The sequence below is a fragment of the Metallibacterium scheffleri genome (assembly GCF_002077135.1).
Lineage (GTDB): Bacteria > Pseudomonadota > Gammaproteobacteria > Xanthomonadales > Rhodanobacteraceae > Metallibacterium > Metallibacterium scheffleri.
On sequence record NZ_LDOS01000002.1, the window covers coordinates 1115270 to 1133217 of the forward strand.

Below are 17948 nucleotides of genomic sequence, written 5' to 3' on the forward strand. Positions count from 1 at the left end.
GTGCGCTGGGTGCCTGACTGCTCAGGGTGCGCGGGCAGGCAGCGCCTTGAGCAAGGCCACGCGCTGGAAGTCCTTGGGCCGGGCGAAACTTTGCAGCACGCGGATCTGCTCGGCGACCGTCGGAATGGGCACGGCCAGACCGTCGATGTCCACGCGGGTGTTCGCGCCGATCCGTAGCGGCGCCCAGCCATGGGCGCCCGACAGTTCCAGTCCGCCCACGACTTCCACCGGTAATTCGCCAAAATGGAAGCGCGTGAGGTGCGAGCGGAAGCGCGAGTCATCGGCCGGCACATAGTCAGCGTCACGATGCGCCCGCCAATGCAAGGCCATGGTTTGCGCGTCGCGCACGCTGGTCAGCACGTCGAGATCGGCCACCGTCACCGCGGCTCCGGCCAGGTAGGCGGCCACGCTGCCGATCACCGTCCACGGATCGCGGCAGTGCCGATGCAAGTCGGGCACCGTGGCAACCAGGGCAGCGGTCACGGCAGACTGCTGCGGGTCGGGTTCGCGCCGGATCACGGGGTCACGCGCGTTGCCGCGACAGCGCCTGCGCCAACCGCGCGCGGCGGATGTTGCTGGTACAAGAAGCGAGCGGGAAGCACGCGGGTCACGCAAGCCACGCCGCTCAGTGCGCTTTGGGCTGGTAGCTGCAGTACGACTCGACATCCGTGATTTGCGGAATGTCATGGCTGATGCACGACCACTTCACGCTGTCGCCTGCGCGCGTCGGCGTCAGCCAGACGCCGGTCAGGTCCGGGCTGACCGCACTGGTGAAATGCACCTGCAGCACGCCACCCTTGTGCACGGTGATGCTGCTGATCTCGTTGCTGGTCAGATAATCCGGCTCACCGACGTGCGCGGCGGCGTTGCTGTCCGGCGCCTTGCCGCGCTTGATGGCGTCCTCGATCGCCATCTTGGTGGCGGCCAGCAGCAGCGAGCTGAGCGCGATATGCAACTCCTGCGGGTTGATCTCGGGCCCCTTGATGACGGTGGCGGCTGGTGCTGCCGTCGTGGTGGCGGGCGGCGCGGCCAGCGCGGTGGCGCTGAGCAAGGTCAGCAGGCTGGCGAGCAGCACAATGAAACGACGCATGGCAGTGTCCTCAGAACGCATTGATGCCGGTGATTTCGCGGCCGACCACGAGCTGGTGCACGGTTTCGGTGCCCTCGTAGGTGATCACCGATTCCAGATTGAGCGCGTGGCGGATGGGTGAATGTTCGGTGGTGATGCCGGCGGCGCCAAGCAGCTCGCGCGCCTCGCGGGCGATGTCCAGCGCCATGCGCACGTTATTCCATTTGGCCAGACTGACCTGGGTCGGATGCAGCGTCCCGGCGTCTTTCATGCGGCCCAGATGCAGGGACAGCAACTGCGCGGTGGTGATGCGCCGCGCCATGTCGGCCAGCTTGAGTTGCACGGCCTGATTGGCGGCCACGGGACGGTCGAACAGGATGCGCTCCCTGGTGTACTCCACCGCCTCGTGGAAACAGGCAATGGCAGCGCCGATCGGCCCCCAGGTGATGCCGTAACGCGCCTGCGTCAGGCAGCCCAGCGGGCCTTTGAGACCCTTCACGCCGGGCAGGCGATTGGCATCGGGCACGCGCACACCATCGAAAAACAGCGCGCTGGTCACCGAGGCGCGCAGCGACATCTTGCGGTGGATGTCGCGCGTCTCGAAGCCTTGCGTGCCACGCTCGACCAGGAAGCCCTGGATGCCATCGTCGGTCTGCGCCCAGACGATGGCCACGTGCGCGAGGCCACCGTTGGTGATCCACATCTTGGCGCCGTCGATGATCCAGTCGCCACCCTCGCGGCGCGCGCGTGTTTTCATGTTGGCCGGATCGGAGCCGCCATGCGGCTCGGTGAGGCCGAAGCAGCCGATGACCGCGCCGCGCGCCATGACCGGCAGCCAGCGCTGGCGCTGTTCCTCGCTGCCATAGGCGAAGATCGGGTACATGCACAGCGAGGTCTGCACCGACACGAAACTGCGCATGCCGGAATCGCCGCGTTCCAGTTCCTGGCAGATCAGGCCGTAACTGACGGCGTTCATGCCGGCGCAGCCGTACTGCTCGGGGAAGTAGCTGCCCAGCAAACCCAGCTCCGCCATCTCGGCGATGAGTTCATGCGGAAACTCGCCCTTGTCGAAGTACTCGCCGATCACCGGCAGCACGCGTTCGTCGGTGAAGCGCGCCACGGTGTCCTGCACCATGCGCTCCTCGTCGGACAACTGGCTGCGGATGTCGTACAGGTCGTAGGGATCGAGGCGGGTGGCCATGGGGCGAACCGGTGCGGAAAGGTCGTGCATTTTAGCCTGCACGCGCGTGCTCGCGCCGTGCGCGTCGCCAGGTCAGGCGCGCGGCACGTGTCCGGTGGCCACGTGGCGCCGTGCCGAATCGACGTTGGCCTGCGAATCGTCGAAGAAAATATCGGCGCCGAAAGCCTGCAGAAACGGGCCCTTGTCGCGTCCGCCCAGAAACAGCGCCTCGTCGATGCGCACGCCCCAGTGGCGCAGGGTCAGGATCACGCGCTTGTGCGCCGGCGCCGAACGCGCCGTGACCAGGGCAATGCGCAGCGGCGAATCCTCGGCCGGAAATGCCGATTGCAGGCGCTGCAACGCGGCCAGGAAACCGCGGAATGGACCGCCTTCCAGCGGCTCGAGTTGGCGCTCGCGTTCGTGCTGGTGGAAGGCCTCCAGACCCTGCTCGGCGGAGATGCGCTCGCCCTCCTCGCCAAACAGCACGGCGTCGCCATCGAAGGCGATGCGCAACTGCGGCGACAGTTCGGCCGGCGCCGCCGAAGGCAGGATGGTGGCCGCGGCGACGCCGGCCTTGAGCGCGCGCGCCACGTCCTCGGCGTGCGCCGACAAGAACAGATCAGCGCCGAATGGGTGCACATAACCCGCCGTGGGCGCGCCGCTGGTGAAGGCCGCGCGCACGATCTCCATGCCGTAGTGCTGGATCGAGTTGAAGATGCGCAGCCCGGTATCGCCGGAGTTGCGCGACAGCAGGATCACCTCGACGCGCGGCGCCGTGGGCGCCAGCGTGTTCAGTCGCAGCAGCTTCTGCGCCAGCGGAAACGCCACGCCAGGTGCCAGCACCTCGTCCTCGTGCGCGATCTGGAACTGCCGGTAGGCCTCCAGGCCCTCGCGCTCGAACAGCGTGTGACTCTCGCCCAGGTCGAACAGCGCACGCGATGAAATCGCCACGACAAGGCGGTCATCGGCTGCGGCGTGCGGGTTGTGTGCGTTGGGCATGGGTGGTGAAAAATGGAGCGGACTCGGGATTGGGACCCATGCAGACTGACATGATTTGGAGGCAGCGCAAGTGCAGTCCCGGGTCCCGGTTCTACAAGGCAAACTGCTCGTCGAGGATACGCTCGGCCAGCTTGTGTTCGGGATCGAACAGCAGGGTCACGGCGCGCGCGGACTGCGCGCGCACAATGACGCTGCGTATGTCGCGCACTTCATGGAAGTCGGCGGTGACGCTGACCGGACGCAACACGGGCTCGCGCACCTCGATGCGCACTTCGGTGTCCATTGGCAACAGCGCGCCGCGCCAGCGCCGCGGGCGGAACGGGCTGATCGGGGTGAGCGCGAGCACGTTGGCATCCAGCGGCAGGATGGGGCCGTGCGCGGACAGGTTGTAAGCGGTGGAGCCGGCCGGCGTGGCCAGCAGCGCGCCGTCGCAAATCAGTTCGTCAAGTTTCACCTGGCCGTTGAGCGCGATTTGCAGGTGCGCGGCCTGGTTGGTCTGGCGCAGCAGCGCGACTTCGTTGAAGGCCAGCGCGTCTTCGCTGCCAGACTCGCGCGTGTGCACGCGCATGTGCAACGGCGCCAGCGGCGTGGCGTGCGCGCGCGCCAGGCGTGCAGGCAGATCGTCGGCATGGAAGTGGTTCATCAAAAAACCGACCTTGCCCAGCTTCATGCCGTACACCGGCACCTGCAGGTCGAGCATCGCGTGCAGGGTGCGCAGCATGAACCCATCGCCACCCAGCGCGACCAGCACTTCGGCCTGCCGCTGCGCCACTTCGCCGTAGCGCGCGACCAGCGTCGCGCGCGCCTGCTGCGCCTCGGCCGTGGGGTTGGCCAGGAACGCGATACGCGTGCTCACGCGCGCAGCGCCGGCAAGGCCCCGGGCCGCGGCACGCGGATCACGCCGTGCCGGCCTGGGCCAGCTGCGCGAGCCGGCGCACCGCCACCGAGGCGATCGGATAATCCAGCGGCAGTGCGCGGATCTCGCCGAGCATGGTCAGCGTATGGTGCAGCCCGACGTCCTCGCGCGCCAGCCACTGCTCGACGCCGAGGCCACTGGCCAGCACCTGCACCGCGAGCTGCCGATGCTGATGCGCGAGTTCATCGCGCAACGAGCCGCGCGCCTGCGCATGCCAGCGGCTTTCCACCGGCAGCTCCTCGATGCGTGCGCGCATCCAGTCCAGTTCCAGCGCCGTGCCGAGATCGAAGAACGCATGCGCCACGCGCGCGATCGGCTGCTTGCTGTCATGCGCCACCTCGACCACGTCCAGGGCCAGGCCCAGCGTGGACAGCGCGGCGAGCTTCTGTGCCAGGGCATCCGGCAAGCCGGCCTGCTGCCAGCGCTGCACCAGCTCGGCATGCGCCTTGCGCCCGGCTTCTGGCAGGCTGGCGGGGATCGCGGCACGCACCTCGGCGAAGCCTGCGTCGTAGCGCTGCACCTGGGCGGCAATATCCAGCGTGGCACCGGGACGATTGAGCAACCAGCGCGTCAGGCTGCGCACCAGCTCCCACACTGCAAGCACGGCCTCGATCTGCACCGCGTCGGTGACGCTGCCATCCAGCGCCTCGATCTCGGCCCACAGCTCGCGCGCCTGCATGACCTCGCGGGCGATGGTGAAGGCCTTGGCCACGGCCGCCGCGCCCTGCCCGGTGTCCTCCTGCATGCGCAGCATGAAGCTGGCGCCCATGCGGTTGACCAGGGTATTGGTGACGGCCGTGGCGATGATCTCGCGCTTCAGGCGGTGGCGCTGCATGTGCGCGGCGTAGGGGCCGTGCAGCGGCTCGGGGAAATAGCGCACCAGCTCACGTGCGAGATAAGCATCCTCGGGCACGTCGGAATCCAGCATCTGCTGGTAGATCTTGATCTTGTCGTAGGACAGCAGGATCGCCAGCTCCGGGCGGGTGAGGCCGAGGCCACGCGTCTTGCGCTCGGCCAGCTCGGTGTCGGTGGGCAGATACTCGATGCCGCGGTCCAGCGTGCCGTCGGCCTCGAGCGTGCGGATCAAGTGTCCGAACGAGCCCAGCCGCTTGACCGCCATGTGCTCCATCAGGCTGATCGCCTGGTTCTGGCGATAGTTGTCCCACAGCACCAGGCGCGCGATCTCGTCGGTCATGCCGGGCAGCAGGCGATTGCGCGCTGCTTCGTCCAGCTCGCCGCGCTGCACGGCGTCGTTGAGCAGGATTTTGATGTTGACCTCGTGATCGGAGGTGTCCACGCCGGCCGAGTTGTCGATGAAATCGGTGTTGAGCTGCACGCCGTGGAAGGCCGCCTCGATGCGCCCGCGCTGGGTCAGGCCGAGATTGCCACCCTCGCCGACGATCTTGCAGCGCAGCTCGTTGCCGTTCAGGCGGATCGCGTTGTTGGCGCGGTCGCCGACGTCGGCGCTGGTTTCGCTGCTGGCCTTGACGTAGGTGCCGATGCCGCCATTCCACAGCAGGTCCACCGGCGCCTTCAGGATCGCGCGCAACAGATCGGTGGTCGCCATGTGCTCGACCTCGTCGCCGATGCCCAGCGCGGCGCGTACTTCGGGCGAGATGGGTATGGACTTGCTGCTGCGCGGCCAGATGCCGCCGCCCTTGGAGATCGTGCTCTTGTCATAGTCCTGCCAGCTCGAACGCGGCAGCTTGAACATGCGCTCGCGCTCGGCGAACGAGCGTGCGGCATCCGGGTTGGGATCGAGAAAAATATCGCGATGGTCGAACGCGGCCAGCAGGCGGATGTGCCGGGACAGCAACATCGCGTTGCCGAATACGTCGCCGGACATGTCGCCGATACCGACGCAGGTGAAGTCCTCGCGCTGACAATCGCGCCCGAGCGCGCGGAAGTGGCGCTTGATCGACTCCCAGCCACCGCGCGCGGTGATCGCCATGCGCTTGTGGTCGTAGCCGTGCGAGCCACCGGAAGCAAACGCATCGCCCAGCCAGTAATCGTGCTCGATGGAAATGCTGTTGGCGATATCCGAAAACGTCGCCGTGCCCTTGTCGGCGGCCACCACCAGATAGGGATCGTCCTGGTCGTGCCGCACCACGTCCTGCGGCGGCACGATATGGCCCTCGACGATGTTGTCGGTGATGTCCAGCAGCGCGTTGACGAACAGGCGGTAGCAGGCGATACCCTCGGCCAGCTGCGCTTCGCGATCGCCACCGACGGGCGGGCGCTTGACGAAGAAGCCGCCTTTGGAACCCACCGGCACGATCACCGTGTTCTTGACCATCTGCGCCTTGACCAGGCCCAGCACCTCGGTGCGGAAATCCTCGCGCCGGTCGGACCAGCGCAGGCCGCCGCGCGCGACCGGGCCGAAGCGCAGATGGATGCCTTCGACGCGCGGGCTGTACACGAAAATCTCGCGGTACGGGCGCGGCTTGGGCAGCTCGGGCACGCGTGCGCAATCGAATTTGTAATTGATGTACTCGCGTACCAAGCCTTCCTGGCGCTGGAAATATCCGGTGCGCAGCGTGGCGCGCACCACGCCTAGGAACAGGCGCAGGATGCGGTCATCGTCGAGGCTTTGCACATCGTCCAGCGCGGCCTTCAGCGCCTGCTCGATGCACGCGACCTGCTCGGCGCGCGGCAGCGCCATGGACTTGATCAGGTCGTCGATCAGCGCGGGATTGCGCACGCGCAGCTCGGCATCCACCAGCGTTTCCAGCTCGGCCTTGAACCGCGCCTGCGCGGTCGCGTCAAGCTGCTCGCGGCGCGGATCGAACCTGGCCATGAACAGCTCCACCAGCAGGCCGGCGATCAGCGGATAGCGCCCGATCACTTCCTCCATGTAGGGCTGCGAATAGGGCAGGCCGACTTGCAGAAGGTACTTGCAGTAGCCGCGCAGCACGGCGACCTGGCGCCATTCCATGCACGCACCCAGCACCAGGCGGTTGAAGCCGTCGTTCTCGGCCTGGCCACGCCAGATCGCGGCGAAGGCCTCGGCGAACGGCACGGCCACGCTTGCCACCGGGAACGCCAGCCCGGCCGGCTCGGCCAGATCGAAATCGTGGATGGTCACCGGCGTGCCGTGCATTTCCAGTTCGAGCAGATGCTCGGCGCTGATGCGCACGCCGAGATTCTCCAGCATCGGCAGCACATCCGATAGCGACACCGGCGCACCGAAGTGGATGACCTTGAAGCGCAGCGCGCCGCTGCCACCAACGCGGTACAGCGAGATGGCTGCGTCGTCAGCGCCGCGCAGGCCAGCGAGGTGCTGCACATCGTCGGCGGCCAGCTCGGCACCGACGTCCTCGATGTATTCGACAGGCAGCAAGCGGCCAAAGCGGTTGGCCAGGCGCAGGCCCTTTTCCTCGCCGTGGTGACGAATCAGCACTTCGCGCAGGTCGTCGTGCCAGTTGCGCGACAACGCGGCGACCGATTGTTCCAGCGTGGCGACATCCACTTGCACCTGTGCACCGGTGCGCGGCCTCACCACGGCATATAACCGCGCCAGCGGCGATTCATCGACCAACACCTGCGAGTCGATGCGGTCGCCGCTGAGCGCATCACGCAGCATGTGCTCCAGACGCTCGCGCACACCGGCGCTGAAGCGCTCGCGCGGCACGTAGATCAGGCACGAATAGAAACGTCCGTAACGATCGGCGCGCAGGAACAGGCGCGGACGCGCGCGCTCGGCCAAACCGAGCACGCCCATGGCGGTGGCTTCCAGTTCATCCGGACTGGCCTGGAACAGTTCATCGCGCGGCAGGGTTTCAAGAATGTGGCGCAGGACCTTGCCCAGGTGCGAATCGCGGCGCAGGCCGGACCGATCCAGAATCGCGCTGACGCGCCGACGCACCAGCGGAATATCCTGCGGGCGCGCGGTGTAAGCCGAGGAAGTGAACAGGCCGAGGAAGCGCTGTTCCATCACCGGCTTGCCCTGCGCATCGAAGCGCAACACGCCGATGTAGTCCATGTATCCGGCACGGTGCACCGTGGCGCGCGCGTTGGTCTTGGTCAGGATTACCGACCGCTGCGCACCGGCTAGCGGCAGGTCGCCGGTCACCAGGCTCTTCAGCGAGCGCGACGCGTGCGAGCGTTCACGCTCGCGCAAAATGCCAAGGCCCGAATGCGCGATCGCACGCAGGACTTCGTCGCCGCCCTCGGTAACCACCTCGTACTCGCGATAGCCCAGTAGCGTGAAATTGTCGGCGGCCACCCAACGCAGGAATTCCTGCGCCTCGCCGATGCTGGCTGCATCCGCGCCCGGGTGCTGCGGCAACTGCGTGGCGATCTCCAGCATGCGTTCGCGCATCGCACCCCAGTCGCTCACCGCGGCACGCACATCGGCCAGCGCGGATTCGATCGCAGTCTGCAGCCGCATCACCTCGCTGGCGTCGGCGAGGCGATCGATCTCCAGATACATCAACGATTCGGCGATGCCATCCTCACCCAATCCCAGCAGGTTGCCGCCGGCGTCGCGGCGCACGCTGAGCACCGGGTGCAGCAGCGTATGGATGTCGAGGTTCTCGGCACGCACCGCCATGGTCACCGAATCGACCAGAAACGGCATGTCGTCGGTGAGGATGCTGATCGCGGTGAACAGGTTCTCGGCGCTGTGCCCCTCGCCGCCGGGCTTGTGCACCAGCACGCGCGCCTGGCCGGGACGGCGCTCGCGCATGAAACCCAGCAGGTGCGAGGCCAATGCGGCCCAGTCATCGGACGGGCGCGAAGACAGTTCGCTGTCAGCGGCGCGCCCGAGCAATGCTTGGGCGAATGGTGCGCCGATTTGCTTGTGTTGCGCCGCAAGCTTGCCGGTGACTTCCTTGATCAGGGCGGCATGCGACGTTGAGCGATCACTCTGGGCTAGCGCGTTCATCGAGATTCCGTAAGCGATAATGGGATGGCACAACAGACCCGTGGCCAGCCCGAAAGTTTACCCCCGCACGGTGACGTCTGGCAGCGGCATGGAGGCGGGCGTGTAGTCCTGCACTTACACCGCATCGCGCCAGCGCCCGACTGACACAGCGCTGCACACCGCGCAGACTCCGCTGAGTCACCGCGAGCGCTGCAGGACGCGGCAAGCAGGATGCTCATCGTCAAGTGACTCGTCGGGCCGTGCGCGGGGGCGCAAGGCCCGATTCTTGCTGGATTTTCCGCGGCGCAGGACGCCGTGGTGCAGGCGCATAGTGTCTGATTCGGCATGGCCCCATGGCTGCATGCATGTGCAGTTCGGCTCGTTAGCTGCAGTTTTGAATGCAATGCAACGCACGTCGATCCGTTCAGCATTTGCAATGCCTGACCTACTGCCGGTCCGGCACAAACGATGCGATGATGGCCCGCCCTGACCGCCCGCGGCGCAGCCATCGAGGCCCCTGTCCTGTGCAATTGCGCGCTATCCCGGCCTTTGCCGACAACTACATCTGGATGCTCAGCGATGACCTCGGCAATGCGCTGGTCGTTGACCCGGGTGTCGCGGGACCGGTCGAAGCCGCGCTGCAGGCGCACGAACTGCGCCTGCGCACGATCCTGATCACGCATCACCACGCCGACCATATCGGCGGCCTGCAGGCCCTGGCTGCGCACCATCACCCGGCCGTGTACATGGCCGATGACGCACGCATCGGCGGCGATGGGCAACGCGTCCACCACGGCGAAACACTGACACTGGCCGCGCCTGCACTGCGCGCTGTGGTGCTCGCCCTGCCCGGCCATACGCGCAACCACGTGGCCTATCACCTCGCGCCATGGCTGTTCTGCGGCGATGCCTTGTTCAGCCTCGGCTGCGGGCGTTTGTTCGAGGGAACCCCCGCAGACCTGCTGCTGAGCATGCAACGCATTGCCGCGCTGCCGCCGGATACGCTGGTCTGCGCCGCCCACGAATACACCCTGGCCAATGCCACCTTCGCGCTGAGTGTGGAACCCGATAACGACGCGCTGCGTGCGCGTCGGGAGCACGTGCAGTCGTTGCGCGCACGCGACCTGCCAAGTCTTCCGGTTGCCCTGGCCGAGGAACGTGCCAGCAATCCGTTTTTGCGTTGGGATGCACCCACCGTGCGCGCCTGGTGCGCTGCGCACGGTGCAGCCACGGCCTCACCCGCAGCTTGCCTGGGCGCCTTGCGCGCCGGCAAAGACGCGTTCCGCGCATGACTCGCGCAGCGCGTCTATTTGCAGCGGCAGGGCTTGCCGTGCTGCTTGCCGGATGCGCGAGCGCGCCGCCAGTGCGACCACAGGCGCCGGCGCTTGCGATCGCGCCGACACCCGTGCCTGCGGGCGCCGGCAGCATCGCAAGACTTCCAATACCGGTCGTTCCTGCACCGGCACCGCGCGATCTGTGGCAACGCATGCGTGCCGGACTGGCCATGCCGGGCTGCGATGCCGATCCGCGAATCGTGCCGATGGCGCGCATGCTGGTGGGCGATCCGAACGTTTTCGAGCAGACCCTGTCGACACTACGTCCGATGATCGCGTTGGTGCAACAAGCGGTGGAGGCTGCCGGTATCCCCAGCGACTTCACGCTGCTGCCGATGGTGGAAAGCGGCTATCGCCCGGACGCCGTAGGCCCGGGCAATTTCATCGGCATGTGGCAGTTCGATCGCGGCACCGCGCGTGCGGCAGGCATGCCGCTCGTGCCTGGCTATGACGGCCGCCGCGACCCCTGGATATCCAGCGTGCGCGCCACGCGCATGCTGGCCCGCTACGGTCGCGATTTCGACGATTGGCGCCTGGTCGTGTGGGCGTTCAATCAAGGCGAATGGGGCATCAAACGCATGCTCGCCCAACGCGGGGAGCCGCCGGCAAATCCGGCCCTGCCCGACTGGCCGATGAATGCACCGGCACGCGATTATCTGCTGCGCCTGATGGCCTATAGCTGCGTGATCCGCGAACCAGGCCGCTTCGACATCCACCTGCCGCCGTCGGTACCGCCTGCCCAGCTCTGGCTGGCGCGACTCGACGCCCCGCTGCGACCAGCGCTGGCAGCCCATCTCGCCGGCCTGCCCGCGGCGACCGTGCGCATGCTCAATAACGGCTATTTGCGCGATCGGATGCCCGCCGATGCCCCCATGCATTTGTTGTTGCCGCGTGCGGCCCGCCAGCGGTTTCTCGATTTCTACGCACAATTGCCACCTCGACAATGGGCCGATTTCACCCGCTACCGCGTGCAGCGCAGCGACTCGTTGCTCAGCCTGCTGCCGCATCTCGGCAACACGGACGTGCAGCGCTTGGCCAGCATCAATGCCATCGAGCCCGATGCCATGCTCGCGCCAGGCACCATGCTGTGGCTGCCCAAGGCGCAGTACCAGCACGCGCTGACACGCGTGGGCGGCGCCTCTGGTGTGCCGGTCTGGCACGATGTCAGCACGGGTGAAAGCCTGTGGTCATTGGCACGACGCTTTCGCGTGACGGTGGGCGAATTGCGCGCCTGGAATCATCTGCACGGCAACGAACTGCGCGTGGGTCAGCGTTTGCGCCTGGATGCGCCGGGATAGGCGCCGCACGCGCAGGCGTTACACTTGCGCGCCAGCACGCCACCGCGTGCCAATCATCCGGAGGACACATGGGGTTTCTGCACGGTAAACGCGCGCTGATTACCGGCGTGCTCAATCACCGCTCGATCGCCTGGGGTATCGCCAGCGCCATGCATCGCGAAGGCGCCGAACTGGCCTTCACCTACGTCAACGACAAGCTCAAGGATCGCGTCGACGAGGCCGCGGCGGCATTTGGCTCGAACATCGTGCTGCCCTGCGATGTCGCCGACGACGCGCAAATCGACGCCCTGTTTCCGGCGCTGGCGCAGCACTGGGACGGCCTCGATATTCTGGTGCACTCGATCGGCTTCGCGCCGCGCGAGGCGCTGGCCGGCGAGTTCCTCGATGGCCTGAATCGCGAGAGCTTCCGCATCGCCCACGACATCTCCAGCTACAGCTTGGCCGCACTGGCCAAGGCGGCGCGTCCACTGATGCGCGGACGTAACGGCGCGATCCTGACGTTGACCTATCTGGGTGCCGAACGCGCACTGGCGAGCTACAACGTCATGGGGCTGGCCAAGGCCAGCCTCGAATCCAACGTGCGTTATCTGGCCTATAACCTTGGCCCCGAGGGCACGCGCGTCAATGCCATCTCCGCCGGCCCGATCCGCACACTGGCGGCATCCGGCGTGGCCAATCTGCGCAAGATGCTCGACCACGTCGCCGAGAAGGCACCGCTGCGGCGCAATGTCAGCATCGAGGATGTCGGTAACGTCGCAGCCTTCCTGTGCTCGGACCTGGCCTCGGGTATCACCGGCGAGGTGACCTATGTTGACGCCGGCTACAACACCCTGGGCATGACCGGCTTGTAAACCGGCAACGCCAAAGCAGCACACGTGCACAAACGAAAAAGCCTCGCTGGCCGCGAGGCTTTTTCATCGGCGATGGTTCGCGCGACTTACATCCGATCTGGCGCAGTCTCGATCTTGGTGGCGCGCCGCAGCGCATCGAGGAAAGCCTGCACGCTGGCGCCACTCTGCATCTGGCGCAGCTGCGCGGCAATGAACTCACGTTGCTCGGGCGGCAGCTTGGACACATCACCGGGATGCACTGCGTCGAGTTGCACCAGCGCGTAGCTGCCATGCCCCAGGTCCACCGCCGAGCGCACGCTCTTGCCAGGCGCCGGCGCGGCCAGCTTGAACACCGCCGTCAACAGCGCAGGATCCAGGTTGGGCATACCCGGCGTGGCGGCATGGATATCCTGCACACTGGCGCCGATGGATTTCGCCAAGATATCGAGCGCCGTTCCAGCCTTGAGTTTGGCCAGCAGCGCATCAGCCTGCTTGCCGGCGGCCGCATCGACACGCTGCGCCAGGATCGTGGCCTGGATCTTGGCTGACACCGCCGCCAGAGGCAGCGGCTGCGCCGGCACATGCCGCGCCAGATGCAGCAGTACCAAATGCTCGGGCGAGAGATTGATCGGATCGGAGGTATTGTTGTCCTTGAGCACCTGCCCGGAGAACGCCGCCTGCGTCACCTTGGGATCAGCGAACAAACCCGTACCGCCGCTGCGCGCGAACAGCGGGCTGACCTGGACCGGCACATTCAGCGCCTTCGCGGCTTCCTCCAATGAGCCGGGATTGGAGTCGATCGCATCGATCAGCTTGCCGGCGATATGGCTGTATTCCTTGCTGCGCGCCTGCTTGATGTAATCGGCCGTGAGTGCATCCTTCACTTCGGCGAACGGCTTGGTCGCACCCGCGCGCTCGGCCTGCAACTCGATGATGTGGTAGCCATCGCTAGTCAACACGGGCGCTGAGATCTGCCCGGGTTTGAGCGCGACCATCGCCGCCTGGAATGCCGGATCGGTATCGCCCAGCCCCAGCCAGCCCAGGCTGCCGCCCTGATTCCTGGAGCCCAGGTCATCAGAATATTGCTTGGCCAGCGCGGCGAAATTCGCGCCCGGCGCATGCGCCAGTGCATCGATCTTCTGCGCCCGCGCCAGGGCCGCGGCTTTTTGCACGGGCGTCGCATTCTTGGGCAGCGCGATCAGGATATGCGACACCTCGTACTGGCTGGGCACGATGAAACGCGACTGGTTCTTGGCATACAGCGCGCGCAATTCCGCAGCGCTGGGCGCGGGTGGCGCCGGCACGTTATCCACACTCAAATCGACGTACTGCACGGCGACCTGCTCGGGGCTCATGTATTCCTGCGCATGCGCCTTGTAGTAAGCGCCAATTTCGGCCGCGCTGACCGTGCTGGGTGTTACCTGCGGCACCGGCAGATCGACATAGCTGAAATCGCGCGTCTGGCCGATCAGGCGCAAATAGCCATCGACCTCGGACTGCGTGACGATGCTGCCGTCGCCCAGTGCCTGCGGCAGCAACTGCACGCTCAGATCGCCGCGCTCCATCTCCTGAAACCTTTCCGGCGTGAGGCCGTTGGCCGCCAGCACGGCGGTGTACGTGGCGGGGTCGAATTTGCCATCAACCTGAAATTGCGGAACCTGGGCGATCTCGCGGCGCAGCAGGCTGTCCGGCACCGCGGTGCCCAGCTTGCTGCCAAGGTTGATCAGCAACTGGCGCTGGATCAGGCCTTCGAGCACGTCCTGCTTGAACACGTTGCCATCGAGAAATTTCGGATCAAGCTGCGGGTTGTTCTGCAACTGCTGCTGGCGTGCGCGATTCAGCGCGTCCTGGAACTCCTGCCCGCCGATCTGTTGACCACCCACCTTGGCGACCCACGTGGCATGGCTGGCGACGAAGTAACCCTCGATGCCGAAGAAAGCAAAGACGAAGATCAGAATCCCGAACAGGATCTTGGCGAACCAGCCGGAGAGTTTGTCGCGCAACAGGGTAAGCATGCTTGATTTCCGCTGACTTGAATCATTGCGTTCGGTTGCCCGCAGCAACGCGTGCTGCGGCGGCTGCAAGGCCAACTTCCGGCATCGTGCGCGCGATACGCATAAAAGCGCAGGGCGCCGGATCGGCGCCCTCGCTGCACGTTGCGGAGTGTGCGGAAATCAAAACCCGCGACTCCCGGCGTGTCCGGCCGGCATTCTAACCGTCCGCACACCACTCCGCGATGCTGGTGGGTGCTGAGGGTTTCGAACCCCCGACCCTCGCCTTGTAAGGGCGACGCTCTACCGCTGAGCTAAGCACCCGCGTGCGGGCTTCAGTTGACGGCATCCTTCAGTGCTTTGCCGGCCTTGAACGCGGGGTTTTTCGAGGCCTTGATCTTGATGGCCTGGCCGGTGCGCGGATTGCGGCCGGTACGCGCGTTGCGCTTGCGCACGGCGAACGTGCCAAAACCGACCAGGGCCACGGTGTCGCCCTTCTTCAGGGCCTTCTTCACCGCTTCAACGAACGCGTCGATCGCGCGACCGGCATCGGCCTTGCTGACTTCCGCGCCACTGGCAACGGCTTCGATCAATTCGGATTTGTTCATCTGGGTATTCCCTCGTGAGTGTGGATGCTTGCTGCAAGCAACAGGACTGAGGCTGGGCGCGAACGCCCCCGTGCAAAAATTTCGAGCATTCCCGCGATCTCGCGCAGAGCTTCACGCAATCGCGGCGCCGCCTTTATACCAGTGCCTCGCACAGGGCCGCAATACAAGGCGCAGCAAGCCTCAGGGCTAACTTGAACATATTCTCAGTGGCGCTGCGAACGCGTCGTCGAAGTTGCCTGCGGCGCGTCCACCGGCGGCGTCGCCGGTTCAACCAGCGTGCCCACGCCCTTGGCATTGGCGGACGCACTCACGAAGCCGTCGATGGCGGTGAGCGGATGTTCCAATGCCAGGTCGAGTACCTCGTCGATCCACTTGACGCAGTGAATCTGCAGCGAGCCAGTGACATTGGCTGGAACCTCGGCAAGATCCTTGCGATTGTCCTCGGGAATCAATACGGTGCGGATGCCACCGCGATGTGCCGCGAGGAGTTTTTCCTTGAGCCCGCCGATCGGCAACACACGACCGCGCAGGGTGATCTCGCCGGTCATTGCCACATCGGCGCGCACCGCCACGCGCGTCAGCGCCGACACCAGCGCAGTGCACATGGCGATACCGGCACTGGGGCCATCCTTGGGCGTGGCCCCCTCGGGCACGTGCACGTGGATATCGAGCTTCTGGTGGAACTCCGGATCAAGCCCGAGCCGGGCGCTGCGCGCGCGCACCACCGAGAGCGCGGCCTGCACCGACTCTTGCATTACCTCGCCCAGCTGCCCGGTGTGCAGTAGTTTGCCTTTGCCCGGCACCACGGCGACCTCGATGCTGAGCAGATCGCCGCCCACTTGGGTCCAGGCAAGACCGGTGACCAGGCCGATCTCGTTCTGGCTTTCGGCACGTCCGAAAGCAAACTGCCGCACGCCGAGATAATCGGCGAGGTGCTCGGCGTCCACGACCACGCGCTTGACCGCAACACCCGCGGCGGTTTTCTTGCCGGCGCGCTTGCGCTTGGTCGTGGCGGGCACGGGTACGACCTTGGTCTTGTCGACCGTGATGGTTTCAATCTCGATGGCTGCGTCCGCGGTTGGGTCGACATCGGTCGGCGCGGGCGCGGTCAGCGCGATGTCCTTGACGACCCGGCGCGCGATACGCGCGATCTCGCGTTCGAGATTGCGCACCCCCGACTCGCGCGTGTAGTAGCGCACGATGTCACGGATTGCCTCGGGCTCGATGCCCAGTTCTTCGGCCCTCAGACCGTTGGCCGCCAACTCCTTGGACAACAGATAGTTCTCGGCGATGGCGAGCTTTTCATCCTCGGTATAGCCGGGGATGCGAATCACCTCCATGCGATCCAGCAGCGGCGCGGGAATGTTGAGCGAATTGGCCGTGGCCACCCACATCACCTCGGACAGATCGAAATCGACCTCGAGGTAGTGATCGCTGAACGCGTGGTTCTGCTCGGGATCGAGCACTTCGAGCAGCGCCGATGACGGGTCACCGCGAAAGTCCATCGACATCTTGTCGATCTCGTCGAGCACGAACAGCGGATTGCGCGTGCCGGCCTTGGCCAGGTTTTGCAGGATGCGCCCCGGCATCGAACCGATATAGGTACGGCGATGGCCGCGAATCTCGGCCTCATCGCGCACGCCGCCCAGGCTCATGCGCACGAACTTGCGGTGCGTGGCCTTGGCGATGGACTGGCCCAGCGAGGTCTTGCCCACGCCGGGCGGCCCGACCAGGCACAAGATCGGGCCTTTCATGCGGTCCACGCGCTGCTGCACGGCGAGATATTCGAGGATGCGCTCCTTGACCTTTTCCAGCCCGTAGTGGTCGGCATCCAGCACCTGCTGGGCGGCGCGCAAATCCTTGCGCACCTTGCTGTGCTTGTTCCACGGCACGTTGACCATCCAGTCCAGGTAGTTGCGCACCACGGTCGCTTCGGCCGACATCGGCGACATCTGCTTGAGCTTGGCGAGTTCCTGCTTCGCCTTGGCCATGACCGTCTCGGGCATGCCAGCCTCATCGATCTTGCGGCCAAGCTGTTCGAGTTCGCTGGGCGCATCCTCACCCTCGCCCAGTTCCTTCTGGATCGCCTTCATCTGCTCGTTGAGGTAGTACTCGCGCTGACTTTTCTCCATCTGCGACTTGACACGGCCGCGGATGCGCTTTTCCACCTGCTGCAAGTCGATTTCGGAATCGACCATGCCGATCAACAGCTCCAAGCGCTGCCCGACATCGGCGGTTTCCAGCACTTTCTGCTTGTCGGCGATGCGCACCGACAAATGCGCGGCGATGGTGTCGGCCAGGCGCCCGGCGTCATCGATGCCGGACAGCGTGGCGAGCACTTCGGGCGGCAGCTTGCGGCTTTGCTTGACCAACTGCTCGAACAGGGTGACCAGGGTGCGCGAGACGACATCCAGTTCGCGCTCCTCGCGCGAATACACCGGATCGAGCTCACGGTACTCGGCCAGCAGCATGTCATTCTCGCGGCGGTAGCCAGTGACCTCGGCGCGGAACTTGCCCTCGGCCAGCACTTTCACCGTGCCATCGGGCAGCTTGAGCATCTGCAGCACGCTGGCCACGGTACCGGTGCGGAACAGTTCCGCTTCGCCAGGCTCCTCGATGTCCGGACTGGTCTGCGCCACCAGCAGGATCTGGCGCTCGCTCTCCATCGCCGCCTCGAGCGCGCGCATGGACTTTTCGCGGCCGACGAACAGCGGGATCACCATGTGCGGGTAAACCACCACATCGCGCAACGGCAACACCGGCAATGCGGCGGACTTGTCGGTGGACTTGTCAGTGGTACGGGCGGGGATCTCGGTCATCATTTCATCCGGGCAGGCAGGAGCGCACGGGCACGGGCAC

11 protein-coding genes, 2 tRNA genes and 1 pseudogene are annotated in these 17948 nt (G+C 65.8%); 3 read left to right on the top strand and 11 right to left on the bottom strand.

The window, feature by feature from the left end; genetic code table 11:
• Positions 1-21: 21 nt before the first annotated feature.
• The 6 genes from Mschef_RS10210 to Mschef_RS10235 form a co-directional block, all read right to left on the bottom strand.
• Complete coding sequence (locus Mschef_RS10210; RefSeq protein WP_242426510.1) at positions 22-483, bottom strand: nucleotidyltransferase family protein; 462 nt, start codon at positions 481-483, stop codon at positions 22-24.
• A 142-nt stretch (positions 484-625) separates the two neighbouring features.
• On the bottom strand, positions 626-1090 hold the full coding sequence (locus Mschef_RS10215) for a pilin (protein WP_168708952.1): 465 nt from the start codon (positions 1088-1090) through the stop codon (positions 626-628).
• Between the two features lie 10 nt (positions 1091-1100).
• Positions 1101-2270 carry an acyl-CoA dehydrogenase family protein gene (locus Mschef_RS10220; protein WP_081128117.1) on the bottom strand — a complete coding sequence of 390 codons (1170 nt, stop codon included), beginning with the start codon at positions 2268-2270 and terminating at the stop codon, positions 1101-1103.
• A 72-nt stretch (positions 2271-2342) separates the two neighbouring features.
• Complete coding sequence (locus Mschef_RS10225) at positions 2343-3248, bottom strand: 5'-nucleotidase (protein WP_081128119.1); 906 nt, start codon at positions 3246-3248, stop codon at positions 2343-2345.
• A gap of 91 nt (positions 3249-3339) precedes the next feature.
• Positions 3340-4104, bottom strand: coding sequence for an NAD kinase (locus Mschef_RS10230; RefSeq protein WP_081128121.1), 765 nt, complete (start codon positions 4102-4104; stop codon positions 3340-3342).
• A 40-nt stretch (positions 4105-4144) separates the two neighbouring features.
• Entirely contained in the window at positions 4145-9049 is a 4905-nt protein-coding gene (locus Mschef_RS10235) for an NAD-glutamate dehydrogenase (protein ID WP_081128123.1), read from the bottom strand.
• Positions 9050-9504: 455 nt separating this feature from the next.
• Between Mschef_RS10235 and gloB the strand changes: the two genes are divergently transcribed.
• From gloB to Mschef_RS10250, 3 genes are all read left to right on the top strand, one after another.
• Positions 9505-10320, top strand: a complete 816-nt coding sequence (gloB, locus tag Mschef_RS10240; RefSeq protein ID WP_081129958.1) for a hydroxyacylglutathione hydrolase — start codon at positions 9505-9507, stop codon at positions 10318-10320.
• 194 nt (positions 10321-10514) lie between these two features.
• Positions 10515-11660: a LysM peptidoglycan-binding domain-containing protein gene (locus Mschef_RS10245; protein ID WP_168708951.1), complete on the top strand. Its 1146-nt coding sequence runs from the start codon at positions 10515-10517 to the stop codon at positions 11658-11660.
• Positions 11661-11728: 68 nt separating this feature from the next.
• Positions 11729-12511, top strand: coding sequence for an enoyl-ACP reductase FabI (locus Mschef_RS10250; protein ID WP_081128127.1), 783 nt, complete (start codon positions 11729-11731; stop codon positions 12509-12511).
• 86 nt (positions 12512-12597) lie between these two features.
• Here Mschef_RS10250 and Mschef_RS10255 read toward each other — a convergent pair whose 3' ends face one another.
• The 5 genes and pseudogenes from Mschef_RS10255 to lon form a co-directional block, all read right to left on the bottom strand.
• On the bottom strand, positions 12598-14505 hold the full coding sequence (locus Mschef_RS10255) for a SurA N-terminal domain-containing protein (RefSeq protein ID WP_081128128.1): 1908 nt from the start codon (positions 14503-14505) through the stop codon (positions 12598-12600).
• 142 nt (positions 14506-14647) lie between these two features.
• Positions 14648-14725, bottom strand: a tRNA-Val gene (locus Mschef_RS17720).
• A gap of 5 nt (positions 14726-14730) precedes the next feature.
• A tRNA-Val gene (locus Mschef_RS10260) sits at positions 14731-14805 on the bottom strand.
• Positions 14806-14816: 11 nt separating this feature from the next.
• Positions 14817-15104 (bottom strand): annotated as a pseudogene (locus Mschef_RS10265) (HU family DNA-binding protein); the annotation flags it as partial.
• A gap of 188 nt (positions 15105-15292) precedes the next feature.
• The gene (lon, locus tag Mschef_RS10270) at positions 15293-17908 is read right to left on the bottom strand and encodes an endopeptidase La (RefSeq protein WP_081129959.1); all 2616 of its coding nucleotides are present in this window, start codon (positions 17906-17908) and stop codon (positions 15293-15295) included.
• Between the last annotated feature and the right edge of the window lie 40 nt (positions 17909-17948).